Raw genomic sequence first — 21223 nt, 5'->3', positions numbered from 1 at the left:
ACGCCGTCGAAATGCGGCAAAAGACAGCGGCCAAAATCGCCGACTCTCGTTTTGTTCTCCTTCAGATAAGGCGAACATATCGCTGAAACAATGGGCAAAAGACACGTTGGCTCGATAAAATTGCTTCCGTGGCAAAATAGCCGACGAAATGTATCGCTCGCCCGGAATCTGCGTAATCAACCGCCGACCGCAAACTCAGGCGGCTTCTTGCCCCGCATTGCCATGGCGGCCATCGCATAACCGCCGCTTGCCCCGTCGATGAAATGCATATGATCGCGCATCAACGGCGTCGGCACGAAACAGGTCATTAGCGCGCTGTCCTGCCGATGCAGACCATAGCGGCAGACGCCTTCCGCCTCTGCCTGGCGCAGCCTCGCCTCGATGCGCGAGAGGTGGTCGGCATCGACATCGATGGTCATCTTCAGGCCGTCGTCGAATTTGCGGAAATCGGAGTTGGCGGCCAAGTCACGCCTGTAGATCTTCGCGTCGAAAGACGCAACGCGCAGCCCGAACTTATCAAGGATGTAGACGAGAACAACTTGCGCGTCGATGGCTAGCTTGCGCCACCAGCGATCGGCAGCCGGCGCCTGAGCGCGTGCCTCTATATCGACTCCGTCGAAGACCAGCGACGGTGTCGGCCCCTCGGCCGGTACCGGATGGCCGTCGCGGCTCTCTTCTCTGGAAATGGCGATGATATCGGCGACGAGTTGCTGGAATTTCACGCTGTTACCGATATCGCCGGGAACAGCGATGATGGAGACGATTTCACCATTATTGGCCTTGATCGGATTCCAGCGGCATGACAGGCCGGTCAGGTCAGGCCTGGCTTCCGGCGCCGCCGGCTCCACGATGAAATTGCCCGCCTTCATCTGCTTTTCGGCCCAGCTCGTGCCACCCCCGAAGAACATGGCATAGGACACGTATTCGCTGGGGCTGAAGCGGGCGACCATGACATCCAGCCCCTCGCTGCGAACGGCCGACATCGGCACGAGCGCGGTACGCAGATCGAGCTGCAATTCCTCCTTGACCCAGCTGCGCACTGCCGCAAGGGCCGGTCGCACCCGTGCCTCTCCCGTCGGCGGAATGGCAACCAGTGCGCCGTCGCCGCCGAAAACGAAGGGATAGTCGCCCTTGTCGAGTGCGTTGAGCACGGCGGAGATCACGCTTGCGCCCGCCATGTTGACGGATTTGTAGTGGCCTGCCGCGATTGCCTTTGTCGAGCTGACGATGTCGGCGATCGCAATCAGCCAATCATCCGGAAGAGGCCGATAATTGGCGCTGTCGGTCACACCCTCGAAGCGGGTAAAAGCCGTCAGCTTGTGGAAGAAATCGTCATTGGGTATCTCGACCATGACTGCTCCCCCTTTCATGAGCACCGCAACACTCTATCCCTACAGCAAACATGCCGAAAAACCAGCGGGCGGTCGACCGACAATGCCGGCCGTGCTACTGCGAGCGACAGAGGCATCAAAAACGCCAAGGATATAACAGATACGATGAGCCGCCTGGATAGTTTCATTCGCCGCCTGAGCGCGCAGCGCGATATTCTCAATGCCGTTGCCGATCAGGTCAGATTGCTTGAGGGCCCGGTACTAGAGCTCGGTCTGGGCAATGGCCGCACTTTCGATCACCTGCGCGAACTCTTCCCAGATCGCCGCATTATCGCCTTCGACCGGGCCGCCAACGCCTACGGTCCTTCCATGCCGTCAGCCGACAATCTCGTTCTCGGTGAAATCAAGGACACGGTCGGGGGCTTCGTTGGGGCAGGAGCCTCGCTTGCCCATGCCGATATCGGCACCGGCTACGAAGACAAGGATGCGGTCACACTCACCTGGCTGCCCGGTATCATGGCCGGCGTTCTGGCGCCAGGCGGACTTGCGGTCAGCGGCCTCCCACTCGACCATCCCGACCTCCAAGCTTTGCCGCTGCCGGATACCGTCAAGGCAGGACGCTATTTCATCTATCGACGCGAATAGCTTCAGCCCAGAAACAGGACGTCGAACTGCTCACCCTTTGTCGGCAGATCAGCCACCTTCATCGTCTCCTCGCGGCCTTCGAGAAAGGCTAAGCAGTCGCTGTAGTGGCTGGCGAGATCACTGACGAAGGCCGCGGCCTGTTCTTGGCCGTAGAAGGCGGGCGTGAACTCCATGTAGAGCGGTACTTTGCGGGCCATCAGCATCCGCATCGACCGGCAAGCGACCGGCTCGTAACCCTCGATATCCATCCAGATCAGGCCGACATCGGCGGGATCGACACCGGCCTGCATCAGAATATCGGCGACAGGCCGGACGGGAACCGAGATCTTTTCGTCGCTTGCGCTCTGGCGCAGAGCGCTGCTTTTGCCGTGGTTCTTGTGATTCAGATAGAAATCGAGTTGCCCAGCGCGATCGCCAGCGGCGCAATTGACCACGGTCACGGCGGCCTGAAAGCCGTTGTCAGCAATGTTGGTTAATAGCAGCCGGAAATTGCGCGGGTCCGGCTCGACGCTGACGATGCGCCCGTAGACGCCGCTGAGAGCGAAATAGCAGGTCTGCGTGCCGATATTGCCGCCGAGTTCCAGCAAGGCCGACCCCTTGCGCAACAGGCCACGCTCGCGCAGCACGCTCAGCAGCCGGTCGACATGGTCGCGCTCGAAATGCCCCTTCCGAAAGACCTTGCGGCCGATGTAATCGGCCGGCGAAAAGCTCATGACGTGATCGCCGCAATCCACCGTCATCGTCTTGACGCGCGGACCAAGCGCACTCACGAGGATATCCCGACCGAGGCGGGTATTAAACAGGCGCGTCGCGATCGCATCCCGCTTTCTGCGGAAGGCGCGTTTCCAGTATTTTCTCGTGAGGATCTTGCCGTCGAACATGGGCGCTATCCCTACACCAGCGCCTTCCCGTTGCAAACGGGGGACACGGGATCGCACGCTGCATCAGACTGCACGGCCTGACTTGAGACATCAGACAAAGCGGCTGCTCGCTTCCTTCGAAACGATATAGACCCGCAAGGGCTCGCCGCGGCCTCGAACGGCAATCTCGCGGCTTTCGACGCCAGCGACGTCGATCTCCGAAAGCTGGGCCACCGGCTCGGAAAAGACCAAGGCGCTGTTATACTCCTTGGCGACGCTCTCCAGGCGGCTGGCGACATTGACCGTATCGCCGATCGCCGTCACGTTCTTCACGCTGCCATATCCCATCGAACCGACCACCGCCGAACCGGCGTGCAGGCCGATGGCGATTTCGAGAGGGGTGGTCAACTCGTCGGCGAGTTCGGCGCTGAGCTTGTCGATTTCCCGCACGATCGCGGCAGCCGCTTTCAACGCCTGACGATTGGCTTCCTTGGGGGTGGTGCGAAGACCGAACAGGGCCATGGCGCCATCGCCGATGAACTTGTCCATCCGGCCGCCATTCTCCTCAATGATGCGTCCGACGATAGCGAAATAGCGATTGAGCAGGAAAACGATATCGAAAGGCAGGCGCGATTCCGTCAGCGCGGTGAAATGGCGGAGATCGCAGAAGAACACGACGATTTCTCGTTCACGGCCGGGGCTGGCGGCGTGGCTATAGACCGGGATGGCCGCTTCGGCCATCGGCGTCAGGAGCGGCACGACGCTGACATTTCCGGTGGGCCGCAGCTGACAGGCAAGACGGACATCCGGCGTAGCGCCGATGCGGTTCAGGGTCTTCTGCTCCAAGGCTTCCGGCGGCGGCAGGTTCTCGGCGCCATCGATGATCTGGACGCGGCAGGTGGAGCACTGGCCCTTGCCGCCACAGACGGAATAGTGCGGGATGCCTCCGAGGCGGCTCGCTTCCAGGACGCTGAAGCCGCGCGGCGCGTGTACGACCTCGCCGCCGGCATAACGGATCGCGACCTGGAATAGCCGCTCGCGCAATCTGCGATGCGTGCGGAAACCGAAGAGAGCAACGATCGACAGGCTGAAGGCGCCATAGAACCCGGCCCGATATGGCCACAAGGCTTCAGCCATCTGACTACCCGGCACGGAGCCAGTCTCGCCATAACTCCGCACGTCGCTGTAATAGCCGCCGCGATAGCCGCGCTCATCCTCGTGAGCGACTTCATGTGCCACGGTCTTGCCCATCGCCGCGAAGCCGAGCAAGGCGAGAACCGGCAGAACGATAGCGAGCGACAGGATCACGGGAGCGATCGCCGCATACCAAGGGCGGTAGCGCAGCCAGAAATGAACGCCGATACATCCATGCAGCCAAACGATCAGGAGCACGAGCGACTGACGCACACCGTTGAACGGTGTCGTCACCCATAGGCTGCGCACGATCGCCTTGTAGGAATCGTGATAGCCATAGACGTCATGGACGATGCGCGTCGCAACGATGTGGTCGATCAGGAGAAGGGGCACCAGCAGACCGGTCACGATCTGAAAAGCTTCGCCGGCGGGCATGACCAGCGTTCTGCGCCTGTAAAGCGTTCGCAGCACGAGCAGGATATGGAGAATCAGTGCTCCATAAAGAAGCACGGTTCCGACCGGATTGCGCCAGACCGCCATGAACCAATGCTGCGCAGATTCGGCTGCACCGAGCGAGATCAACCCGAGGGAGTGGTTGGCCAGATGCATGATCACGAAGGTAAAAACGACCAAACCCGAGCCAAGTCGCAGCTTTCGCACAAGGCGATCGGAAATGATTGGCTTTCTTGCCTCGATGGTCATCGTACCCAATGTATATTGCCCGTTCACAACAGAAGCGAAAACGGCTATCGCCTATTCATCTAGCCGCAACGCTGCATACTGTCGAGCATGCGGCGTTTTGAAGCAGGCACCTTATTGTCACGCAACCGGTCGGAATTCGGGCAATCCTTTCACGATTCAGGCTTCCATCATCACTTAATCGTCAACCGTGTGCCGGCATCATGAAGATCGCTTTCTACGCTCCGCTGAAATCGCCCGGCCATCCGGTCCCATCCGGCGACAGGTTGATGGCCCGGCAGATCATCGCAGCGCTGGAAATGGCGGGACATCGGGTCGAAATCGCTTCCGAATTGCGCAGTTTCACGCCAAACCCTGAAGCCGCTCCGCGAGCGGAAATTTCCCGGCAGGGTGAAAGCGAAATAGTCCGGCTGCTTGGCCGATGGCAGAATGAGCCCACCCCTGACCTGTGGTTCACCTATCATCCTTACTACAAGACGCCCGATCTCCTCGGCCCGCAGATCGCCCGCAGGATCGGCATTCCCTATGTTACCGCGGAAGCGTCTTATTCTCGACGCCATGATGCCAATGGCTGGGATGAGAACCAGCGCCTCATCGCCGATGCGGTTCGGCTCGCCGCCGTCAATCTGTGCTTTACCGAACGGGATCGGATCGGTCTGCTGGACGCCATCCCCGACGGCCGTTACGAGCGCTTCCTGCCTTTCATCGACGCCGCGCCCTTTGCCCGCTCTAACCCCGATCCGCGGCGGTTGATTGCCGTGGCCATGCTGCGCAAAGGCGATAAATTCGACAGCTATGCGATGCTGGCAAGCGCGCTCGATCTGATCCGCGACCAGGATTGGACCCTAACCATCATCGGCGACGGACCGATGCGGACCGAGGTCAGGTCGCTGTTTTCCACATTTGACGAAAGTCGGATCATCTGGCGCGGAGAGCGCTCCACATCCGAGATCGCAGCGGAGCTTGCGACAGCCGGCCTTTATGTCTGGCCCGGCTGCAACGAGGCCTATGGCCTTGCCTATCTGGAGGCGCAGGCCGCAGGCCTTCCCGTCGTCGCGCAGGCGACGGCAGGCGTGCCGGAAGTGGTGATGGCTAATAGGACGGGGTTGCTGACGCCGGAAGGCGATATGGGCGCCTATGCCGACGCCATCGCCCAGCTTTTAAACGATCCGGACAGGCGGCAGGCCATGGCAGATGCAGCCTATGACTTCGTTCATCAGGAGCGGTCCCTGACCGCCGCGTCGAAGCGATTGGAAACCATTCTTCGAAAATATTTGGGAGATACCTATTATGAGCGATAGAGCCGAATGGCAGCCCCTGCGCTCCGAGCTGCAGCGATGGAGCAAGGCGGGACGAAAGGCAAAACTCTGGTTCCGTGACGACGACGCGATCGAGCCGACCCCTGCCCTCGATCGCCTGCTGTCGCTCTCCGATCGTTTCGAGGTGCCGATGACGCTTGCGATCATTCCAGGCCCGACCGGGCAAGCATTGGCCGAACGACTGACGCATGCAAACCGCATCACCGCCACGGTGCATGGCTGGACGCACCGGAACTATGCCCCGGATGATACCAAGAAGCAGGAGCTTGGCCTGCACCGACCGCAAGAGGTCGTGCTCGACGAACTTCATCGGGGCTTCGACAAGCTGAAAGCCCTTTATCCCCAGCAGTTCGTCCCGCTGCTCGTGCCGCCGTGGAACCGGATCGACGATGCGCTGCTGCCGCATCTCGCCCCCTTCGGCTATCGCGCCGTCTCGGTTTTCGGATTGGCAAAACAGGCCCCTATCGGCCTGATCAACACGCATATCGACATCATGAGATGGCATGGCGTGCGCGGAGGCTTATCGCATGCCGAAATCATCGGACGCCTGGTGGAAGAACTTCAAAACCGCTTTGACGGCAATGACGAGCCGATTGGGGTGATGACACATCATCTCGTGCATGACGCTCTTGCCTGGAGTTTCATCGAGACGCTGTTCGAGGAAACGGCCGGCCATGCCGCCATAGAATGGCGGCCGGTCGGCAACTTCGTTCACTAACGCCGTGCAGCCAGTTCGGTCTGTCGCTGCGAGCGCTCAGAGCTGCAGCGACTGTCCGTCAAAGGCGAAGAACGCTTCGGGGAAGCTCTTCTGCGCCTCGCGCTGCATCTCATCCAGCTCGCGATCCGTACGGCCGGGCGCATGATGAAACAGGGCAAGCCGCTTGGCGCCCGCCTTCTTGGCGAGCTTGATGCCTTCCACCCAGGTGGAGTGGCCGAAGCCGAGATATTTCGGCATTTCGGTCTCGATATAGGTCGCGTCGTATACCACAAGGTCGGCATCGGCCATCAGCGCGAGTGCGGCTTCATCAAGCTGGCCGTTCACATGCTCGGTGTCGTAGACCATGGCGATCACCCGGCCCGACCATTCGATGCGATAGCCGATACAGCCGCCGGGATGGTTCAGACGAGTTGTATGCATGACGATCCCCGGATGCGGTTTCAGCGTGTCGCCCGCGGCAAAATCGCGAAAATTCATCGCGGCGCGACAGATATCCGGTTCGACCGGGAACCATGGCGGCCGCATGAACTGGCCGATCAGCTGCCGTGTCGTCGTCTTGCCGGCGAGATGGCCCGACCAGAGATCGACGCTGACGCGCGGATCATAGATGGCGTTGAAGAAGGGCAGGCCGATGATGTGGTCGTAGTGCGAATGGGTGAAGAAGAGATCGATATTGCGGACCCCTTCCCTGGCAAGGGATGCGGCCGCTTCGCGCAAACCGGTCCCGGCGTCGAATAGGATATGCCTGCCGGCATGTTTTAACTCTATGCACGACGTATTGCCGCCGTACCGCTCAAATTCCGGTCCCGATACCGGGATGCTTCCCCGCACGCCCCAAAATTTCAGCTCGAAACTATCGTTGTTCATGGAAGTTTTTACACCATTCCCCTTTCGGTCAAAAAAAGCACACTTTTGCTATCGTGCGAAGCCAGCAATTTCCAAAAGTTGCGCGGTGGTAAAAACTGGATCTCATCTTTCTATCGATAAGGATCGTTTGGCGAGTACCACCAACGGATCGCACAAATCTAATATAGGTATGCTACGACAAAATAGATAAGGGGCTGGGCTCGACTGTCGCGGCCCGGTCGTTCGGCGCGAAATTACTCCCGGAACGGAAGGCCGATCTTGGGAGGATCTGAATTTGCGACAGGCTCGTCCCTATTGCTGTTTTACAGCGTGGCTGCCGAGCGCGCGGCCTGTTCGTAATAGCCGGACAATGCCCTGAGATGCGAGGCGATATCGGAAAGGCCATCCTGCGAAAGACCGGACACCTTGGTCGCCTCCACCAGCAGCCGTTCGCGAATTTCGGTATAGCGCTTCAACGCATCCAGGCCCTTGTCGGTGACCCGGATCGTCTTTTCCTTGCCGGCCTTGCCGCTCTTGACCAAGCCTGCCGCTTCCAGCTTCTTGATGGCGTAATTGGCCACATGCGTATCCTCGATATCGAGGACGAGGCAGAGATCGGCAAGCGTTTTCGGCCTGTCGCGATGCCGCACGGAATGAATGACCAGGATCTCGACCGGCGAAAGGCCGGGCACGCCGGCCGCCGCCATGCAGCGGACAAGCCAACGATTGAAGGCATGGGAAAAGAGGATCGACCCGTATTCCAGCTCCGACAGAGCCGGCGAACTGCCGCCTGCAAGATGGGCTGACGATACGATCAACTCGCGTCGCTTACTCTTTTCCTCAGACGTCACCTGAAAACTCCTTCGAACCGGATCAAGGCACCTGCAGATTGCCGAAGTCGAGCGACCGATTGCTGCCCGGCTTCGGCATTGCGTTCTTATTCGTCCCGCTTTCCGTAGCCACCGCCGGTGGGGGTAACGACCGTAAAGGCCTCGCCCGCCTCTAGTACGGTATGGGCCGAGCCGATCAGCTCCTCGATGGCCCCATCGTTGCGACGGACATAGTTGCGGCCGGTCTGCCCCGCTTCGCCGCCCTTGACGCCGAAGGGTGCCACGCGTCGATGGCCCGACAGGATGGCGAACTCCAGCTTTTCACGGGTGCGGATGGTGCGCTGTGTGCCGTTGCCGGAATTCCACTTGCCACGCCCGCCGGACTTCGGACGAATGTGGAAATCCTCCAGCACGACCGGGAAACGCGTCTCAAGGATTTCGGGATCGGTGAGACGCGAATTGGTCATGTGCGTGTGCACGGCATCGGCGCCATTGAAGCCTGGGCCTGCCGGCGCGCCGGAGCAGATCGTCTCGTAATACTGATAGGCGTCGTTGCCGAAGGTCAGATTGTTCATCGTGCCTTGAGCTGCAGCAAGCGCCTCGACCGCACCGAACAGGCAGTTGGTCACGGCCTGGCTGACCTCGACATTGCCGGCGACGACAGCCGCCGGATATTCCGGCGTCAGCATCGTGCCTTCGGGGATGATGATCCGGATCGGCCTGAGGCAGCCGGCATTCATCGGAATATCGGCCTCGACGAGCACACGGAAGACATAGAGCACGGCGGCGCGCGTTACGGGCTGCGGTGCGTTGAAATTGTCCGAACGCTGCGGCGAAGTGCCGGTGAAATCGACCGTCGCCTCGCGCTTGTCCTTATCGATCGAGATCTTGACGACGATCTTGCAGCCCTGATCCATCTCATAGCTGAATTCGCCATCGGACAGACGGTCGAGAACACGGCGAACACTTTCCGCTGCGTTGTCCTGAACATGACCCATATAGGCGTCGACCACGTCTTCGCCGAAGTGGACGATCATCTTCTTCAGCTCGGCGACGCCCTTCTCGTTCGCGGCGACCTGAGCCTTGAGATCGTTGACGTTCTGGGCGAGCGTGCGCACCGGATAGCGCGCACCTGTCAGCAGCTTGGTAAGCTCCGCTTCACAGAAGCGGCCGCGATCGAGCAGCTTGAAATTGTCGATATAGACGCCTTCTTCCTCGATATGCGTAGCGAGCGGCGACATAGAGCCCGGCGAAATACCGCCGATATCGGCATGATGGCCGCGGCTGGCGACCCAGAAGCGGATTTTCTGGCCGGTGTCGTCGAAGACCGGAGTGCAGACGGTCAGATCAGGCAGGTGCGTGCCGCCATTGTAAGGCGCGTTGATGAGGAAGACATCGCCCGGATGGATGATGGGGTTTTCACGGATCGCGGTTGCCACGGACGCATCCATGGAGCCGAGATGAACCGGCATATGCGGTGCGTTGGCGACCAGATTGCCATCCGCATCGAAGACGGCGCAGGAAAAATCCAGCCGCTCCTTGATGTTCACCGAATAGGCGGTGTTCTGCAGCGTCATGCCCATCTGCTCGGCGATCGACATGAAGAGATTGTTGAAAATCTCCAGCATGACGGGATCCGCCTTGGTGCCGATGGCATTGCGCTCGGGCAGCGCCTTGATGCGCTTGAGGACGATATGATCCTTGACCGTCAGCTGCGCCTGCCAGCCGTCCTCGATCACGATCGTCTGGTTCGGCTCGATGATGATAGCCGGGCCGGTGACTGTCTGGCCGGGCTTGATCGCCTGGCGCAGGACAACGGCCGCATCGTGGCTCTCGCCACCCGAATAGAAAGCCGTGCGCCTTGCAGTTTGCGCCTCGCCTTCGCCAGCGGCTTCCAGCTCGACTGCGATATCGGCAGCCGCGCCGCCGATCGTTTCGATTTCGACGGCCTCGACGACCAAGGGCTTGTCCTCGGCAACGAAGCCGAAGCGGCGCTTGTGCAGCGTCTCGAACTGGCTGCGCAACCGCAAGGGGTCGTCAATCTCGGGGAAGGTCGTCTCGACTGCCAGAAGAGTATCGGTGCCGGCATAGCGGATATGGGCGCGCTGGACCGTCTTGATGTTGCCCGTTGCAACGCCCTGCGTTTCGAGCTCGGGCACACATTCGCCGCGCAATTCGCTACCAAGCGCTGCAATTGCGGCAGGTGCCGATCCATCAAGGGAGACACCAAGCGCCTTCTGGCGCGTTGCCCTGATATCGGCAAGCCCCATGCCATAGGCCGAAAGAAGGCCGGACATCGGATGCAGAAGGATGCTCTTCATGCCGAGCGCATCGGCAACCAGGCAGGCGTGCTGCCCACCGGCGCCGCCGAAGCAGTTGAGCGCATAGCGCGTCACGTCATAACCGCGCTGCACCGAGATCTTCTTGATCGCCTCGACCATATTGGCGACAGCGATTCGGATGAAGCCGTCGGCCACATCTTCCGGGCTGCGATCGTCACCGATCTCAGCGGCGAGTGCGGCGAACTTGCCGCGCACTGTCTCGACATCGAGCGGCTGATCCTGATCGGGTCCGAAGATGGAGGGGAAGAATTCCGGCAGCAGCTTGCCGGCCATGACATTGGCGTCGGTGACCGCCAGCGGGCCGCCGTTGCGATAGCAGGCGGGCCCCGGAAAGGCACCGGCAGAATCTGGCCCGACGCGGAAGCGATCGCCATCGAAATGCAGGATCGAGCCGCCGCCTGCAGCCACGGTATGGATCAGCATCATCGGCGCGCGGACGCGCACACCGGCCACTTCCGTCTCAAAAGCGCGCTCATATTCGCCATCGAAATGCGCCACATCCGTCGAGGTGCCGCCCATGTCGAAGCCGATGACATTGGCAAAGCCCGCCTGTTCGCCGGTCTTCGCCAGCCCGACCACGCCGCCTGCCGGGCCAGAGAGGATCGCATCCTTGCCCTGAAACATATCGGCCGCCGTCAGTCCGCCTGATGACATCATGAACATGACGCGCGCGCCGGTGCGCTCGACATCGAGCTCATCGCAGACCTGGCCGATATAACGGCCGAGCACTGGTGAGAGATAGGCGTCAATGACAGCCGTATCGCCACGGCCGACCAGCTTGATCAGCGGCGAGACCTCATGGCTGACCGAGACCTGCTCGAAACCGAGGGATCTCGCGATCCTGGCGACTGCAGCCTCATGAGCCGGGAACTTATAGGCATGCATGAAGACGATGGCGACGGAGCGATAGCCCTTGGCGAGAAGGTCGCGTAGCGCCATCTCTGCCGTCTTCTCATCCAGAGCGCGCTCAATGGTGCCGTCGGCAAGCACCCGCTCCTTGATCTCGACGACGTCTTCGTACAGCGCTTCCGGCTTGACGATCTCGGTCGCGAAGATCTTCTTGCGCTCCTGATAGCCGATGCGCAGTGCGTCCCTGAAACCCTTCGTCGTCACCAGAGCGAGGCGTTCGCCCTTACGCTCAAGCAGCGCATTGGTGGCGACCGTGGTGCCCATGCGGACCTCGCCGATCGTACCCTCGGGAACCGGCTCGCTCTTGCCGAGACCGAGGTGAAGGCGGATGCCATGAACGGCCGCATCGCGATAGGCTTCGGGATTTTCCGACAGGACCTTGCGTGCGTGGAGAGCGCCAGACGGATCGCGCCCGACAACGTCGGTAAAGGTACCGCCGCGATCGATCCAGAAGTCCCAACGACCCGAAGTGTTCTCCGACAAATCCGCCTCCAGCAGTGCGACGCCATAACAATGATAATATATCGATAAATTATCAACGTTTTGTCGTCAACCTGAATCGCCGGTTTCGGCAACCTTCGACAGGTTTTCTTAGTATAATCCTTGCTGCGAGTGCGACCTAATCCTCGAAGCGGCTCGCTGCCTCGCGATCACGCTCGTATCGTCTCGCGAGCGGAAACGGCGGCAGCCAGGATTCGCGGCGGATGGTCCAGAGTTCGTAGGTCGGTGTCAGCTGATCAGGGGCATCGAGAGACCCCAGGTTCACTTCGATTTCGTCAGCGCTTTGCGAAAAAACGGACGAGCCGCAATGAGGGCAGAAAAACCGGCCGGCATAGTCGCGCGTTTCGCCTTCGATCGTCACCGCATCCTCAGGGAAGATCGCGGAAGCGTGAAAAAGCGCCCCATGATGCTTGCGACAGTCGAGACAGTGACAAATGCCGACACGATATGGGCGCCCCGACGCCACTATTCGTACCTTGCCGCACAGGCAACCTCCAGTGAATCGGTCCATGTTGCACCTCCTCCAAATTCAGGCAGGCGGAGTGTCTACGACAGCAAAACTGCTACGGCAATTGCACGCGGCGAGCGGAAATGCACCGTACGAAATCGAAGTCGCGCCACATCGGCGCACGGCCGCAAGGCGGATGTGCTAGTGCAATCCGCCAACGCCGAGCAGGCGTTCGACTGCATCATGATCCCGCGCCAGCGCCTCGGGCGTACCCTTCCAGGCAAGCCGCCCACGTTCAAGAATGATGACATCGCTTGCAAAATCCAGCGCGCTTTGGATGCGTTGCTCCACGAGCAGGATCGTCATGTCACCCGACTTGGCGAGTTTGGCAAAGGCGGCCATCAATTCCTCGCAGATGACAGGGGCGAGCCCCTCCAGCGGCTCGTCCAGAAGCAGGACGGAGGGGCGGCCGAGGATCGTGCGGGCAGTCGACAGCATCTGCTGTTCGCCGCCGGAAAGCTGGCCACCGAGGTTCCGGCGGCGCTCTTTCAGCCGCGGGAACATGTCATAGGCTTCCTGCAAGGCGCTCTTCGGCCGTCCCTTCAGCCCGACGGACAGATTCTCCTCCACGGTCAGCGTCGGAAAGACGTCGCGCGTCTGCGGCACGTAACCGAGGCCCTGATGGGCGCGTCTGGCGCTTGGCAGGCCGGCGATATCGGCCGAGCCCAGCCGGATGTGGCCATCATAGCGGCGTGTCTGGCCTGCAAGGGTGGCAAGCAGCGTGCTCTTGCCCATGCCGTTGCGGCCGAGCACGGCAAGCCGGCCGCCGGCCGGAACCGAAAAGGAAACCCCTTCCAGCACCCGCGTCGGACCATAGCCGGCCGACAGGTTTTCCACTTCAAGCGGCGTGGCCGGCATTGGCGTAGCTCCCAAGATAGGCTTCGCGCACCCGCGCATCCTGCGTCACGTCTTTCGGTGACCCGTCGAATATGATTGTGCCGGCGGCCAGCACCACGACGCGCTTGGCGAAGCGGAAGACGAGATCCATGTCATGCTCGATCATCAGCACGGCGAGATCGGCGGGCAGATCGGCGAGCGCCTGCTCGATGCGGCCCGTATCGCTTTGCGGCACGCCGGCGGCGGGCTCGTCGAGCAGAAGCACTTTCGGCTTCAGGGCCATGGCGACAGCAATTTCCAATAGCCGCTGCTGGCCATAGGCGATCTCGCTGACCTTGCGATGCATCAGCCCGGCAAGGCCGAGCGTGCCAAGCAACTCCTCGGTCTCGGCCATAACATCGCGCATGGCGAGGAAATTGCCGAACATGCGGCCGGAGCGGCCTGTTCGCTGCAACACCGCCATGCCGACATGTTCGGCCGGCGTCATGTCGTGAAACAGCCGCGTCACCTGGAACGAGCGCACCAGGCCGCGCCGGACACGGCCGATGGCATCGAGCTTGTTGACGTTTTGCCCGGCGATGCGGACCTCGCCGGAATCCGCCGGCAAATTGCCTGTCACGAGATTGACGAAGCTGGTCTTGCCGGCGCCGTTCGGGCCGATCAAGGCGACGCGATCTCCCGGCGCCATGGACAGACTGACATTGTTGGTCACCGTCAGGCCACCGAACGCCTTCTTCAGATTGCCGACCTCGAAAATCGCTCTCATGCCCGCGCCTCCCTGCGACGAGCAATGTAGGCGGCGGCCGTGCCGTAAATGCCCTTGGGCGCGAAGAGAACGACGAGGATCAGCAAGGCGCCGACGATCGTCAGCCAATGGAAGGGATTGGCGGCCGAGACGTAGTCCTCGAACAGCATGAAGATCAGCGTGCCGACGAGCGCACCGAACAACGAGCCAGTGCCGCCGAGCACGAGCATGACGAGGGCCTCGGCCGATTGCGTGAAGGAGAGGCTGTCGAGGCCGACGACCTGGGTCGAGATCGCGTTCAAGGCGCCACCGATGCCGGCAACAGCGCCGGAAATCATATACATCTTGATCAGCGCCGCCTTTGGCGATGCACCCATGGCCCGGATGCGCAAGGGATCCTGACGGATACCGCGGCAGAGCATGCCGAAGGGCGAGCGCACGAGAAAGCGCAGCAGTACAAGCGCAGTCAGCAGCAGCGCGACGCCGTAGATATAGGCCGTGTGGCCATAGAGATCGAATTCGAAAGTGCCAAACAAGGGATCCGGCGAAATGCCTGATAACCCATCGCTGCCGCCGGTCCAGCTGGATGCCTTGTTGGCGAACTCGTGAAAGAGATAGACCAGCGCGATCGACAGCACGAGCTGCGGCAATCCGTGCGCCCTTAAGATGACGACACCACACACCAGGCCGGCGATGGCTCCGGCGACAATGCCCGCAAACGTCATCAGCAGCGGATCGTTGATGCCATAGTGGGCGGATGCGATACCCGCCGCATAGGCGCCGGCGCCGAACAGCGCCGCATGACCGAGTGTTGCCACGCCGCAATAACCGGTGACGAGATCAAGCGAGAGCACGAGAAGCGCGACCGCGATCAGGCGAGTGAGGAGAGCGAGATTATCAGGAAACAGCAGGTAGCCGGCGGCAGCCGCGACGACGATGACCGCGACCGCGATCAGATCCTGCCCGAATGTACGATGTCTGGTCACGGTCACAGCCGTCTCTCTTTCAAGGGTCAATGCCATGTTACTTCATTCTCCCGGCAAAGCCGCGCGGGAAGACGCAGACGATGGCAATGACGGCCAGATAAAAGAAGAATTCCCCATATTCCGGCATAAGGTAACGGCCGGTCGTGTCGATGCAGCCGAGGATGAGGCAGGCGAGCAATGCGCCGGAGATCGAGCCGGCACCGCCGACCGAGACGACGACGAGGAAGGTCACCATATAGCGCAGGGCATAATAGGGTTCGACCGGCAGAAGTTCCGCACCCACCACGCCGCCGAAGGCGGCAAGCCCGACGGCAACGGCAAAGCTGACCGCGTAGACGATTTCGGTCCGCACGCCGAGGGCGGCCGCCATTGCGGCATTGTCGACGGAGGCGCGCAGCTTGACGCCGAACGAGGTTTTCTCGATCAAATACCAGAGCGCAAGAGCGACCACGAGACCGCAGACAATCGCGAAGATGCGATGGGTGCCGATGGTCCGGAACCCAAGATCGACGGAACCCTGCAGGCTGCCCGGCAAGGGGATGGTCTTCAAAGTCGGGCCAAAGACGTAGTTGGCGATACCGATGATGCAGAAGGTGATGCCGATCGTCATCAGCACCTGCGTCAATTCCGGCGCGCCATAGATGCGTCGGTAGAGCAGCCGCTCGATCGGGATGGAGATGATGACGGTGCCGACCACGGCCAGCAATACGGCCGCAGCATAGCCAAGACCAAGGTCGTGTGCTGCATAGGAGGCGATATAGCCGCCGATCATGGCAAAGGCGCCATGGGCCAGATTGACGACGCGCATCAACCCCATGGTGACGGAGAGGCCGATGGAGATGACGAACAGCACCATGCCGTAAGCGAGGGCATCGACTGCTATGCTGAGCACGGTTTGCATTGAAATCGCTGGTCCGTTTTTGTTGCGCGACCGCTGCCGTCACCCGCTCGAGCGAAGTTTTCCGTTCAGGCCGGCGACGTTACAAGAGCGCTTTACTTCGCGGCAGCAAGGCCAGGATCGCCCTGCTTCTCGAAGGTCTGAATTTCCTTGTTGTAGTACTTGCCATCGTTACCTTTGGCGACTTCGCGCAGATAGATATTCTGCGTGATATGCCGGCTTTCGGCGTCGATGGTGACGGGGCCACGAGGACTGACCCAGGACAGACCCTTGACGGCATCGACAGCCTTCTGCGCATCCTGCTTGCCGCCAGTCGCTTCGATCATCTTGTAGATGACATGCATGCCGTCGAAGGCACCGACGGCCGGGAAGGTCAGCTCGGCGAGATTGCCGATCGCCTTCCCAGCGGCTGCTACAAAGGCTTTGTTTTCAGCAGAATCGTGGGAAATCGCATAATGGAAGGTCGTCTGCATACCGAGTGCGGCGTCGCCAAGCGCCGGCAGATCGGATTCCTGCGTCAGATCGCCGGGCGCAAACAGCTTGATACCACCAGCCTTCAGTCCGTTTTCATTGTAGGCCTTGACGAAGCCGAGCGTCGTCGGGCCTGACGGCAGGAAGGCGAAGACGCCCTGTGCGCCGGAATCCTTGATACGCTGCATGATCGGGCTGAAGTCATTGGTTGAAAGTGGCATGCGGATCGCCTGAACCACCTGGCCACCCTGCTTCTCGAAACCGGCCTTGAAGGCATTTTCGGCGTCGATGCCGGGACCGTAATCGCTGACGACGGAGATGACCTTCTTCACGCCGGCATCATAGGCAACTTTGGCGATCGGCGTCGAAGTCTGCCAGGTGGTAAAGGAGGTTCGCACGACCAGCGGGCTCTTGGTGACGATTGCCGATGTCGCAGCATTGAAGATCACCATCGGCACATTGGCCTGCTTGAGGATCGGCGTCACGGCCATCGCATCCGGCGTAAAGTAGAAGCCGGCGAGATACTGGACATGCTCCTTGACGACGAGCTCCTGCGCCAGCGACTTCGACTGGGCGGGATCAGCCGCGGGCAAGTCGCGGTAGATCACCTCCACCTCGTCCTTGCCGACCTTCTTGCCATTCACAGCCATGTAGGCGTCGATACCGGCCTTGAAGTTCTTGCCCTGCAATGCGAATGGACCGGAGAAAGGACCGATGACGCCAACCTTGATCGTGTCGGCATAGGCGGTACCGCCAAGAGCAACAGCCGCGATAGCGGCCAATACAAACCGTTTCATTTTTCTCCTCCCGGCAGCCATTTTCCGAGCCGCCCTTGATCGTTCAAATTCTGATCACCGCCAATTTCTCATAGGAAATGGTGATGTAAAATGAAATAAAGGTCATCATCCATACTCATTTGGTTATGGATGACTAGGAATATCCTACTTCCCTATCGTTCCCAGGCGCTTGACCGTGCCGATCAGTTGCAGCCCATGGCGCAGCGATGCCGCCGTTGCCACCACCATAGGCGGTAATAGCAGCCATTCCAACGTCCAGGCAGCGCCCGAGCGTTCCTGCTCATGGACGAGGGACTGATGAATGCCCGAAAGCTGGACGGCGTTGAAGCGGGCAAGCGTCACCAGCACTTCGGCTGCGACCGGGTTCTGCTTGTGCGGCATGGCCGAGGAGCCACCGCCGCCGGCAAGCTCGATCTCGTCACCTGTCTGCGCCAGAAGCGCGACATCCTGGCCGATCTTGCCGAGACTGCCGGAGATCATCGACAGCAATCCCGCCAACTCGGCGATGCGCCCCCTTTGGCTTTGCCACTGCGGCTCATCCGTCAGGCCGAGCGCCTGTGCCAGCGAGCTCCTGATTTCGGCCGCTTGCGGCCCGAATTTTTCCAGCGTGCCGGCGGCACCGCCGAACTGCAGCGGGAAAGTCTCCTGCGTCAGCCGATCGCGATACTGGTCGAGCGGATGGCGCCATGCCCGCAGCCGGTCGGACACGGCGATCGCGATCGCGGCCTGCATTCGGGTGCGGCCCATGAGCCTGTTCGATCCGAAACGCTCCTCCAGCTTGGTCAGCGCGGACGATACGGCGAAGAGCCGACCGCTCAAGACAAATGCCACCGCCTTCAGCCGCATCATCAGGCTGGTGTCGATGACGTCCTGGCTGGTGGCGCCGAAGTGAACATGCTTGCCCGCATCCTCACCAACCGCCTTGCGCAGCTGCCTGACAAGTTCAGGCACGACGACGCCATCCGACGCCGTTGCCGCCTTCAGGCTCTCCAGATCGGGCTCGAAACCCGTGCAAACCTCCGCGATCCGCCCGGCCGCCGCGGGCGAGATCAGCCCACGCTGCGCCTCGACCTTGGCAAGCGCAGCTTCGAAGGCAAGCATGGCACGGATATCGGCCTTTGCGGAAAAATACTCCGCGATCTCCTCGTCACCGAGGAGACCGGACAGGAACGGATGGTCGAAGGGAGAAACGCTCATGGCCTATATATCGAGGAAAACCGTTTCTTTGTCGCCCTGCAAATGGATGTCGAAGGTGTAGGTAGAGCCTGCCTTGACCCCAACCAGCGTTGCAACACGATCCCTGTGTTCGATCCGCGCAAGCAGCGGGTCTTCGGCGTTTGCGGCAGCCTCTTCCGGAAAATACATGCGCGTGTGCAAGCCGATATTGATGCCGCGCGCCACGATCCAGAAGGTGATGTGCGGCGCCATCTTGCGGCCGTCCTTGAAGGGAACGCGACCCGGCTTGATCGTCTCGAAGCGGAAAACGCCGTCGGCCGAGTTGGTCGGGCAACGCCCCCAGCCGGTAAAGTTCGGATCGGCTGTGCCGCGCAGTTCCGAGGGGCTATTGTAAAGTCCGGCGCTATCGGCCTGCCAGATTTCGAGGACGGCATCCTTGACCGGCGCGCCCGCACCGTCGAGGACCTTGCCCGTCACCGTGATGCGTTCACCGAGCGTCTTGTCGTTGACCATGGAGGAGCCGAGATCGGTTTCGTAGATGCCGCCGATCTCGCTGTAATTCGGCGTCAGGCCGATGTGGACGTAAGGCCCTGCCGTTTGCGACGGCGTTTCCTTGAGATAGCCGAGTTCCTGTACCATCAATTGCCCTCCAGCCGGTTTTCGAACAGGGTCGAACGGCGACCGCGCAGCACGATATCGAATTTATAGGCGCGAGCGTCCATCGGGATCGTGTTGCCCCAGTCGAGCGGTGCGATTAGCTGCTCTATCGCCTGTTTGTCGGGGATCGTCCCGACGATCGGACATTTCCAGATCATTGGATCACCCTCGAAGTACATTTGCGTAATCAGCCGCTGCGCGAAGCCATGGCCGAAGACCGAGAAGTGGATATGGGCCGGCCGCCAGTCGTTGACGCCGTTCGGCCAAGGATAAGCGCCGGGACGGATGGTGCGGAAGGCGTAGCGCCCTTCATCGTCGGTGATGGCGCGGCCGCAACCGCCGAAATTCGGATCGATGGCGGCGAGATAGGTTTCCTTCTTGTGGCGATAACGCCCGCCGGCATTGGCCTGCCAGAATTCGAGCAAGACGCCCGGCACCGGCCGGCCGCGCTCGTCGAGCACGCGGCCGTGAACGATGATCCGCTCGCCGATCGCGCTTTCACCCGGCTTGGCGAAATTATGGATCAGGTCGTTGTCCAGGTCGTTCAATATGGAATGGCCGAAGACCGGCCCGGTAATTTCGGAGACGGTGCCGTCGAGCGACAGCAATGCCCGCTGCGGCGAGCGCAGCACGGAAGTCTTGTATCCTGGCGAAAACGCCGGCGGATGCCAGGCGCGGTCTCTGGCGAAAAAGGCGCCCGTTTCGGGCTTGCTGTTGGTTCTATCGGACATGTCTGCCTCGCTTCATGCCGCCTCTTCGGCGTCCATTTGTTCGAAAACCTGCTTAGCGATCTTGATCGCATGGTTGGCAGCCGGCACGCCGGCATAGATCGCCACATGCAGAAGCGCCTCGCAAACATCGTCGCGCGTCGCGCCGGTGTTGCGCGTCGCGCGCACATGCATCGCCACCTCGTCGTCCTGACCGAGCGCCGCAAGCAGCGCGATCGTTACGATGGACCGCTCGCGCCAACTGAGCGTCGGGCGCGACCAGACATGCCCCCAGGCTGCCTCGGTAATAAGTTCCTGGAAAGGTCGGTCAAACTCGGTCGATCCCTGCTGGGCGCGATCGACATGGCCGTCGCCGAGCACGGCACGGCGCGTGGCCATGCCCTGCAGATAGCGCTCGGACGGCGTGGTGGGGTCATTCATGGGGCTTGTTCTCCACGCAGGACGACATCGACGAAGGCACGGATGACTTCGGTCAACGCCTCGGGTTGTTCGACGCAGGGGATATGGCCGGCGTCCTTGATCACTTCATAGCGCGCATTCGGAATGAGCTTTGCCGTCGAGAGCACCAGCTCAGGCGGGGTGGAGCCGTCCTGATCGCCGACGATGCAGATGGTGGGCACGGCGATCTTGGCGGCGGCTTCAGTCAGATCCGCATCGCGGAGCGCGGCACAGGTTGCGGCGTAACCTGCGACCGGCTGGCGGAGCAGCATGTTGCAGTAGCCGGCGAAGGCGATGTTTTCCGGGCGGCGAAAGGCAGGCGTGAACCAGCGCTCCATGATCGCATCGACAATGGATTCGATGCCGTGTGTCTCGACCTGCGCAATACGGGCATTCCAGCTCTCCGCCGTGCCGATCTTGTGGGCGGTGTCGCAGAGGATCAGCGCCCGCACCAGATCCGGGCGCCGCTGATAGAGCGATTGCGCGACCAGCCCGCCGACCGACAGGCCGCAAATCACGGCATTCTTGACCGAGAGGAAATCGAGCAGGCCAGCAAGGTCCGTGGCGTGATCTTCGATGGAATAGGGCATCTGGCCGAGATCGGAGAGGCCATGGCCGCGCTTGTCGTAAAGCACGATGGCGAAATCGCCGGCAAGACGAACGATCACATCCCGCCAGATCCGGAAATCGGTGCCGAGCGAATTCGCAAAGACAAGAACCGGCTTGTCGGCGGGGCCACCAATGATCTGGTAGTGGATCGTGACGTCGTTGATGCGGGCAAACTGCACTGGAAATCTCCTCATGCGCGAGATTGGATGTATAATCTGGTTAGGTAAAATGATATTTCT

Annotated in this window: 20 protein-coding genes; 3 read left to right on the top strand and 17 right to left on the bottom strand. The window is 60.9% G+C overall.

The window, feature by feature from the left end; translation table 11 throughout:
* Positions 1–176: 176 nt before the first annotated feature.
* Positions 177–1352: a DUF3095 domain-containing protein gene (locus QD409_RS02855; protein ID WP_092845378.1), complete on the bottom strand. Its 1176-nt coding sequence runs from the start codon at positions 1350–1352 to the stop codon at positions 177–179.
* Between the two features lie 144 nt (positions 1353–1496).
* On the opposite strand from QD409_RS02855, the gene QD409_RS02850 reads away from it, so the two are divergent.
* Complete coding sequence (locus QD409_RS02850; protein ID WP_092845376.1) at positions 1497–1976, top strand: class I SAM-dependent methyltransferase; 480 nt, start codon at positions 1497–1499, stop codon at positions 1974–1976.
* 2 nt (positions 1977–1978) lie between these two features.
* Here the strand turns inward: QD409_RS02850 and QD409_RS02845 are convergent, their stop codons facing one another.
* Both QD409_RS02845 and QD409_RS02840 read right to left on the bottom strand, forming a co-directional pair.
* Entirely contained in the window at positions 1979–2857 is an 879-nt protein-coding gene (locus tag QD409_RS02845) for an FkbM family methyltransferase (RefSeq protein ID WP_092845374.1), read from the bottom strand.
* A 90-nt stretch (positions 2858–2947) separates the two neighbouring features.
* The gene (locus tag QD409_RS02840; protein ID WP_092845372.1) at positions 2948–4672 is read right to left on the bottom strand and encodes an adenylate/guanylate cyclase domain-containing protein; all 1725 of its coding nucleotides are present in this window, start codon (positions 4670–4672) and stop codon (positions 2948–2950) included.
* 200 nt (positions 4673–4872) lie between these two features.
* Here QD409_RS02840 and QD409_RS02835 point away from each other — a divergent pair, with 200 nt between their 5' ends.
* Positions 4873–5970 (top strand): glycosyltransferase family 4 protein, encoded by a 1098-nt coding sequence (locus QD409_RS02835; protein WP_092845370.1) that lies wholly within the window; start codon positions 4873–4875, stop codon positions 5968–5970.
* Entirely contained in the window at positions 5960–6706 is a 747-nt protein-coding gene (locus QD409_RS02830; protein WP_092845368.1) for a polysaccharide deacetylase family protein, read from the top strand. The genes QD409_RS02835 and QD409_RS02830 overlap by 11 nt, the downstream gene beginning before the upstream one ends.
* Before the next feature lie 36 nt (positions 6707–6742).
* Here the strand turns inward: QD409_RS02830 and QD409_RS02825 are convergent, their stop codons facing one another.
* From QD409_RS02825 to pcaD, 14 genes are all read right to left on the bottom strand, one after another.
* Positions 6743–7573 carry an MBL fold metallo-hydrolase gene (locus tag QD409_RS02825; protein ID WP_092845367.1) on the bottom strand — a complete coding sequence of 277 codons (831 nt, stop codon included), beginning with the start codon at positions 7571–7573 and terminating at the stop codon, positions 6743–6745.
* A 302-nt stretch (positions 7574–7875) separates the two neighbouring features.
* On the bottom strand, positions 7876–8403 hold the full coding sequence (locus tag QD409_RS02820) for a winged helix DNA-binding protein (protein WP_092845365.1): 528 nt from the start codon (positions 8401–8403) through the stop codon (positions 7876–7878).
* Positions 8404–8489: 86 nt separating this feature from the next.
* A complete protein-coding gene (locus tag QD409_RS02815) occupies positions 8490–12116 on the bottom strand; it encodes a hydantoinase B/oxoprolinase family protein (protein ID WP_430761889.1) in 3627 nt (1208 codons plus the stop codon).
* A gap of 136 nt (positions 12117–12252) precedes the next feature.
* On the bottom strand, positions 12253–12645 hold the full coding sequence (locus QD409_RS02810) for a GFA family protein (RefSeq protein WP_092845361.1): 393 nt from the start codon (positions 12643–12645) through the stop codon (positions 12253–12255).
* Between the two features lie 138 nt (positions 12646–12783).
* Positions 12784–13500: an ABC transporter ATP-binding protein gene (locus tag QD409_RS02805; RefSeq protein ID WP_092845359.1), complete on the bottom strand. Its 717-nt coding sequence runs from the start codon at positions 13498–13500 to the stop codon at positions 12784–12786.
* Positions 13481–14245 carry an ABC transporter ATP-binding protein gene (locus QD409_RS02800; protein ID WP_092845357.1) on the bottom strand — a complete coding sequence of 255 codons (765 nt, stop codon included), beginning with the start codon at positions 14243–14245 and terminating at the stop codon, positions 13481–13483. The genes QD409_RS02805 and QD409_RS02800 overlap by 20 nt, the downstream gene beginning before the upstream one ends.
* Entirely contained in the window at positions 14242–15246 is a 1005-nt protein-coding gene (locus QD409_RS02795) for a branched-chain amino acid ABC transporter permease (protein ID WP_092845355.1), read from the bottom strand. The genes QD409_RS02800 and QD409_RS02795 overlap by 4 nt, the downstream gene beginning before the upstream one ends.
* Position 15247: 1 nt before the next feature.
* Positions 15248–16111, bottom strand: a complete 864-nt coding sequence (locus QD409_RS02790) for a branched-chain amino acid ABC transporter permease (protein WP_092845353.1) — start codon at positions 16109–16111, stop codon at positions 15248–15250.
* A gap of 92 nt (positions 16112–16203) precedes the next feature.
* Positions 16204–17376 (bottom strand): ABC transporter substrate-binding protein, encoded by a 1173-nt coding sequence (locus QD409_RS02785; RefSeq protein ID WP_092845351.1) that lies wholly within the window; start codon positions 17374–17376, stop codon positions 16204–16206.
* A gap of 144 nt (positions 17377–17520) precedes the next feature.
* Positions 17521–18573 carry a 3-carboxy-cis,cis-muconate cycloisomerase gene (locus QD409_RS02780; RefSeq protein WP_092845349.1) on the bottom strand — a complete coding sequence of 351 codons (1053 nt, stop codon included), beginning with the start codon at positions 18571–18573 and terminating at the stop codon, positions 17521–17523.
* 3 nt (positions 18574–18576) lie between these two features.
* A complete protein-coding gene (gene pcaG, locus QD409_RS02775) occupies positions 18577–19191 on the bottom strand; it encodes a protocatechuate 3,4-dioxygenase subunit alpha (RefSeq protein WP_092845347.1) in 615 nt (204 codons plus the stop codon).
* Positions 19191–19940, bottom strand: coding sequence for a protocatechuate 3,4-dioxygenase subunit beta (gene pcaH / locus QD409_RS02770; protein WP_092845345.1), 750 nt, complete (start codon positions 19938–19940; stop codon positions 19191–19193). Before pcaH ends, pcaG begins: the two co-directional genes overlap by 1 nt.
* A 12-nt stretch (positions 19941–19952) precedes the next feature.
* On the bottom strand, positions 19953–20357 hold the full coding sequence (gene pcaC, locus QD409_RS02765; protein WP_092845343.1) for a 4-carboxymuconolactone decarboxylase: 405 nt from the start codon (positions 20355–20357) through the stop codon (positions 19953–19955).
* Complete coding sequence (gene pcaD, locus QD409_RS02760) at positions 20354–21163, bottom strand: 3-oxoadipate enol-lactonase (RefSeq protein WP_092845341.1); 810 nt, start codon at positions 21161–21163, stop codon at positions 20354–20356. Before pcaD ends, pcaC begins: the two co-directional genes overlap by 4 nt.
* Positions 21164–21223 lie beyond the last annotated feature (60 nt).

Source organism: Rhizobium sp. BR 315 (genome assembly GCF_050577975.1).
In the GTDB taxonomy this organism is placed as follows: Bacteria; Pseudomonadota; Alphaproteobacteria; order Rhizobiales; family Rhizobiaceae; genus Rhizobium; species Rhizobium miluonense.
This window is presented reverse-complemented; position numbering and strand designations above follow the sequence as displayed.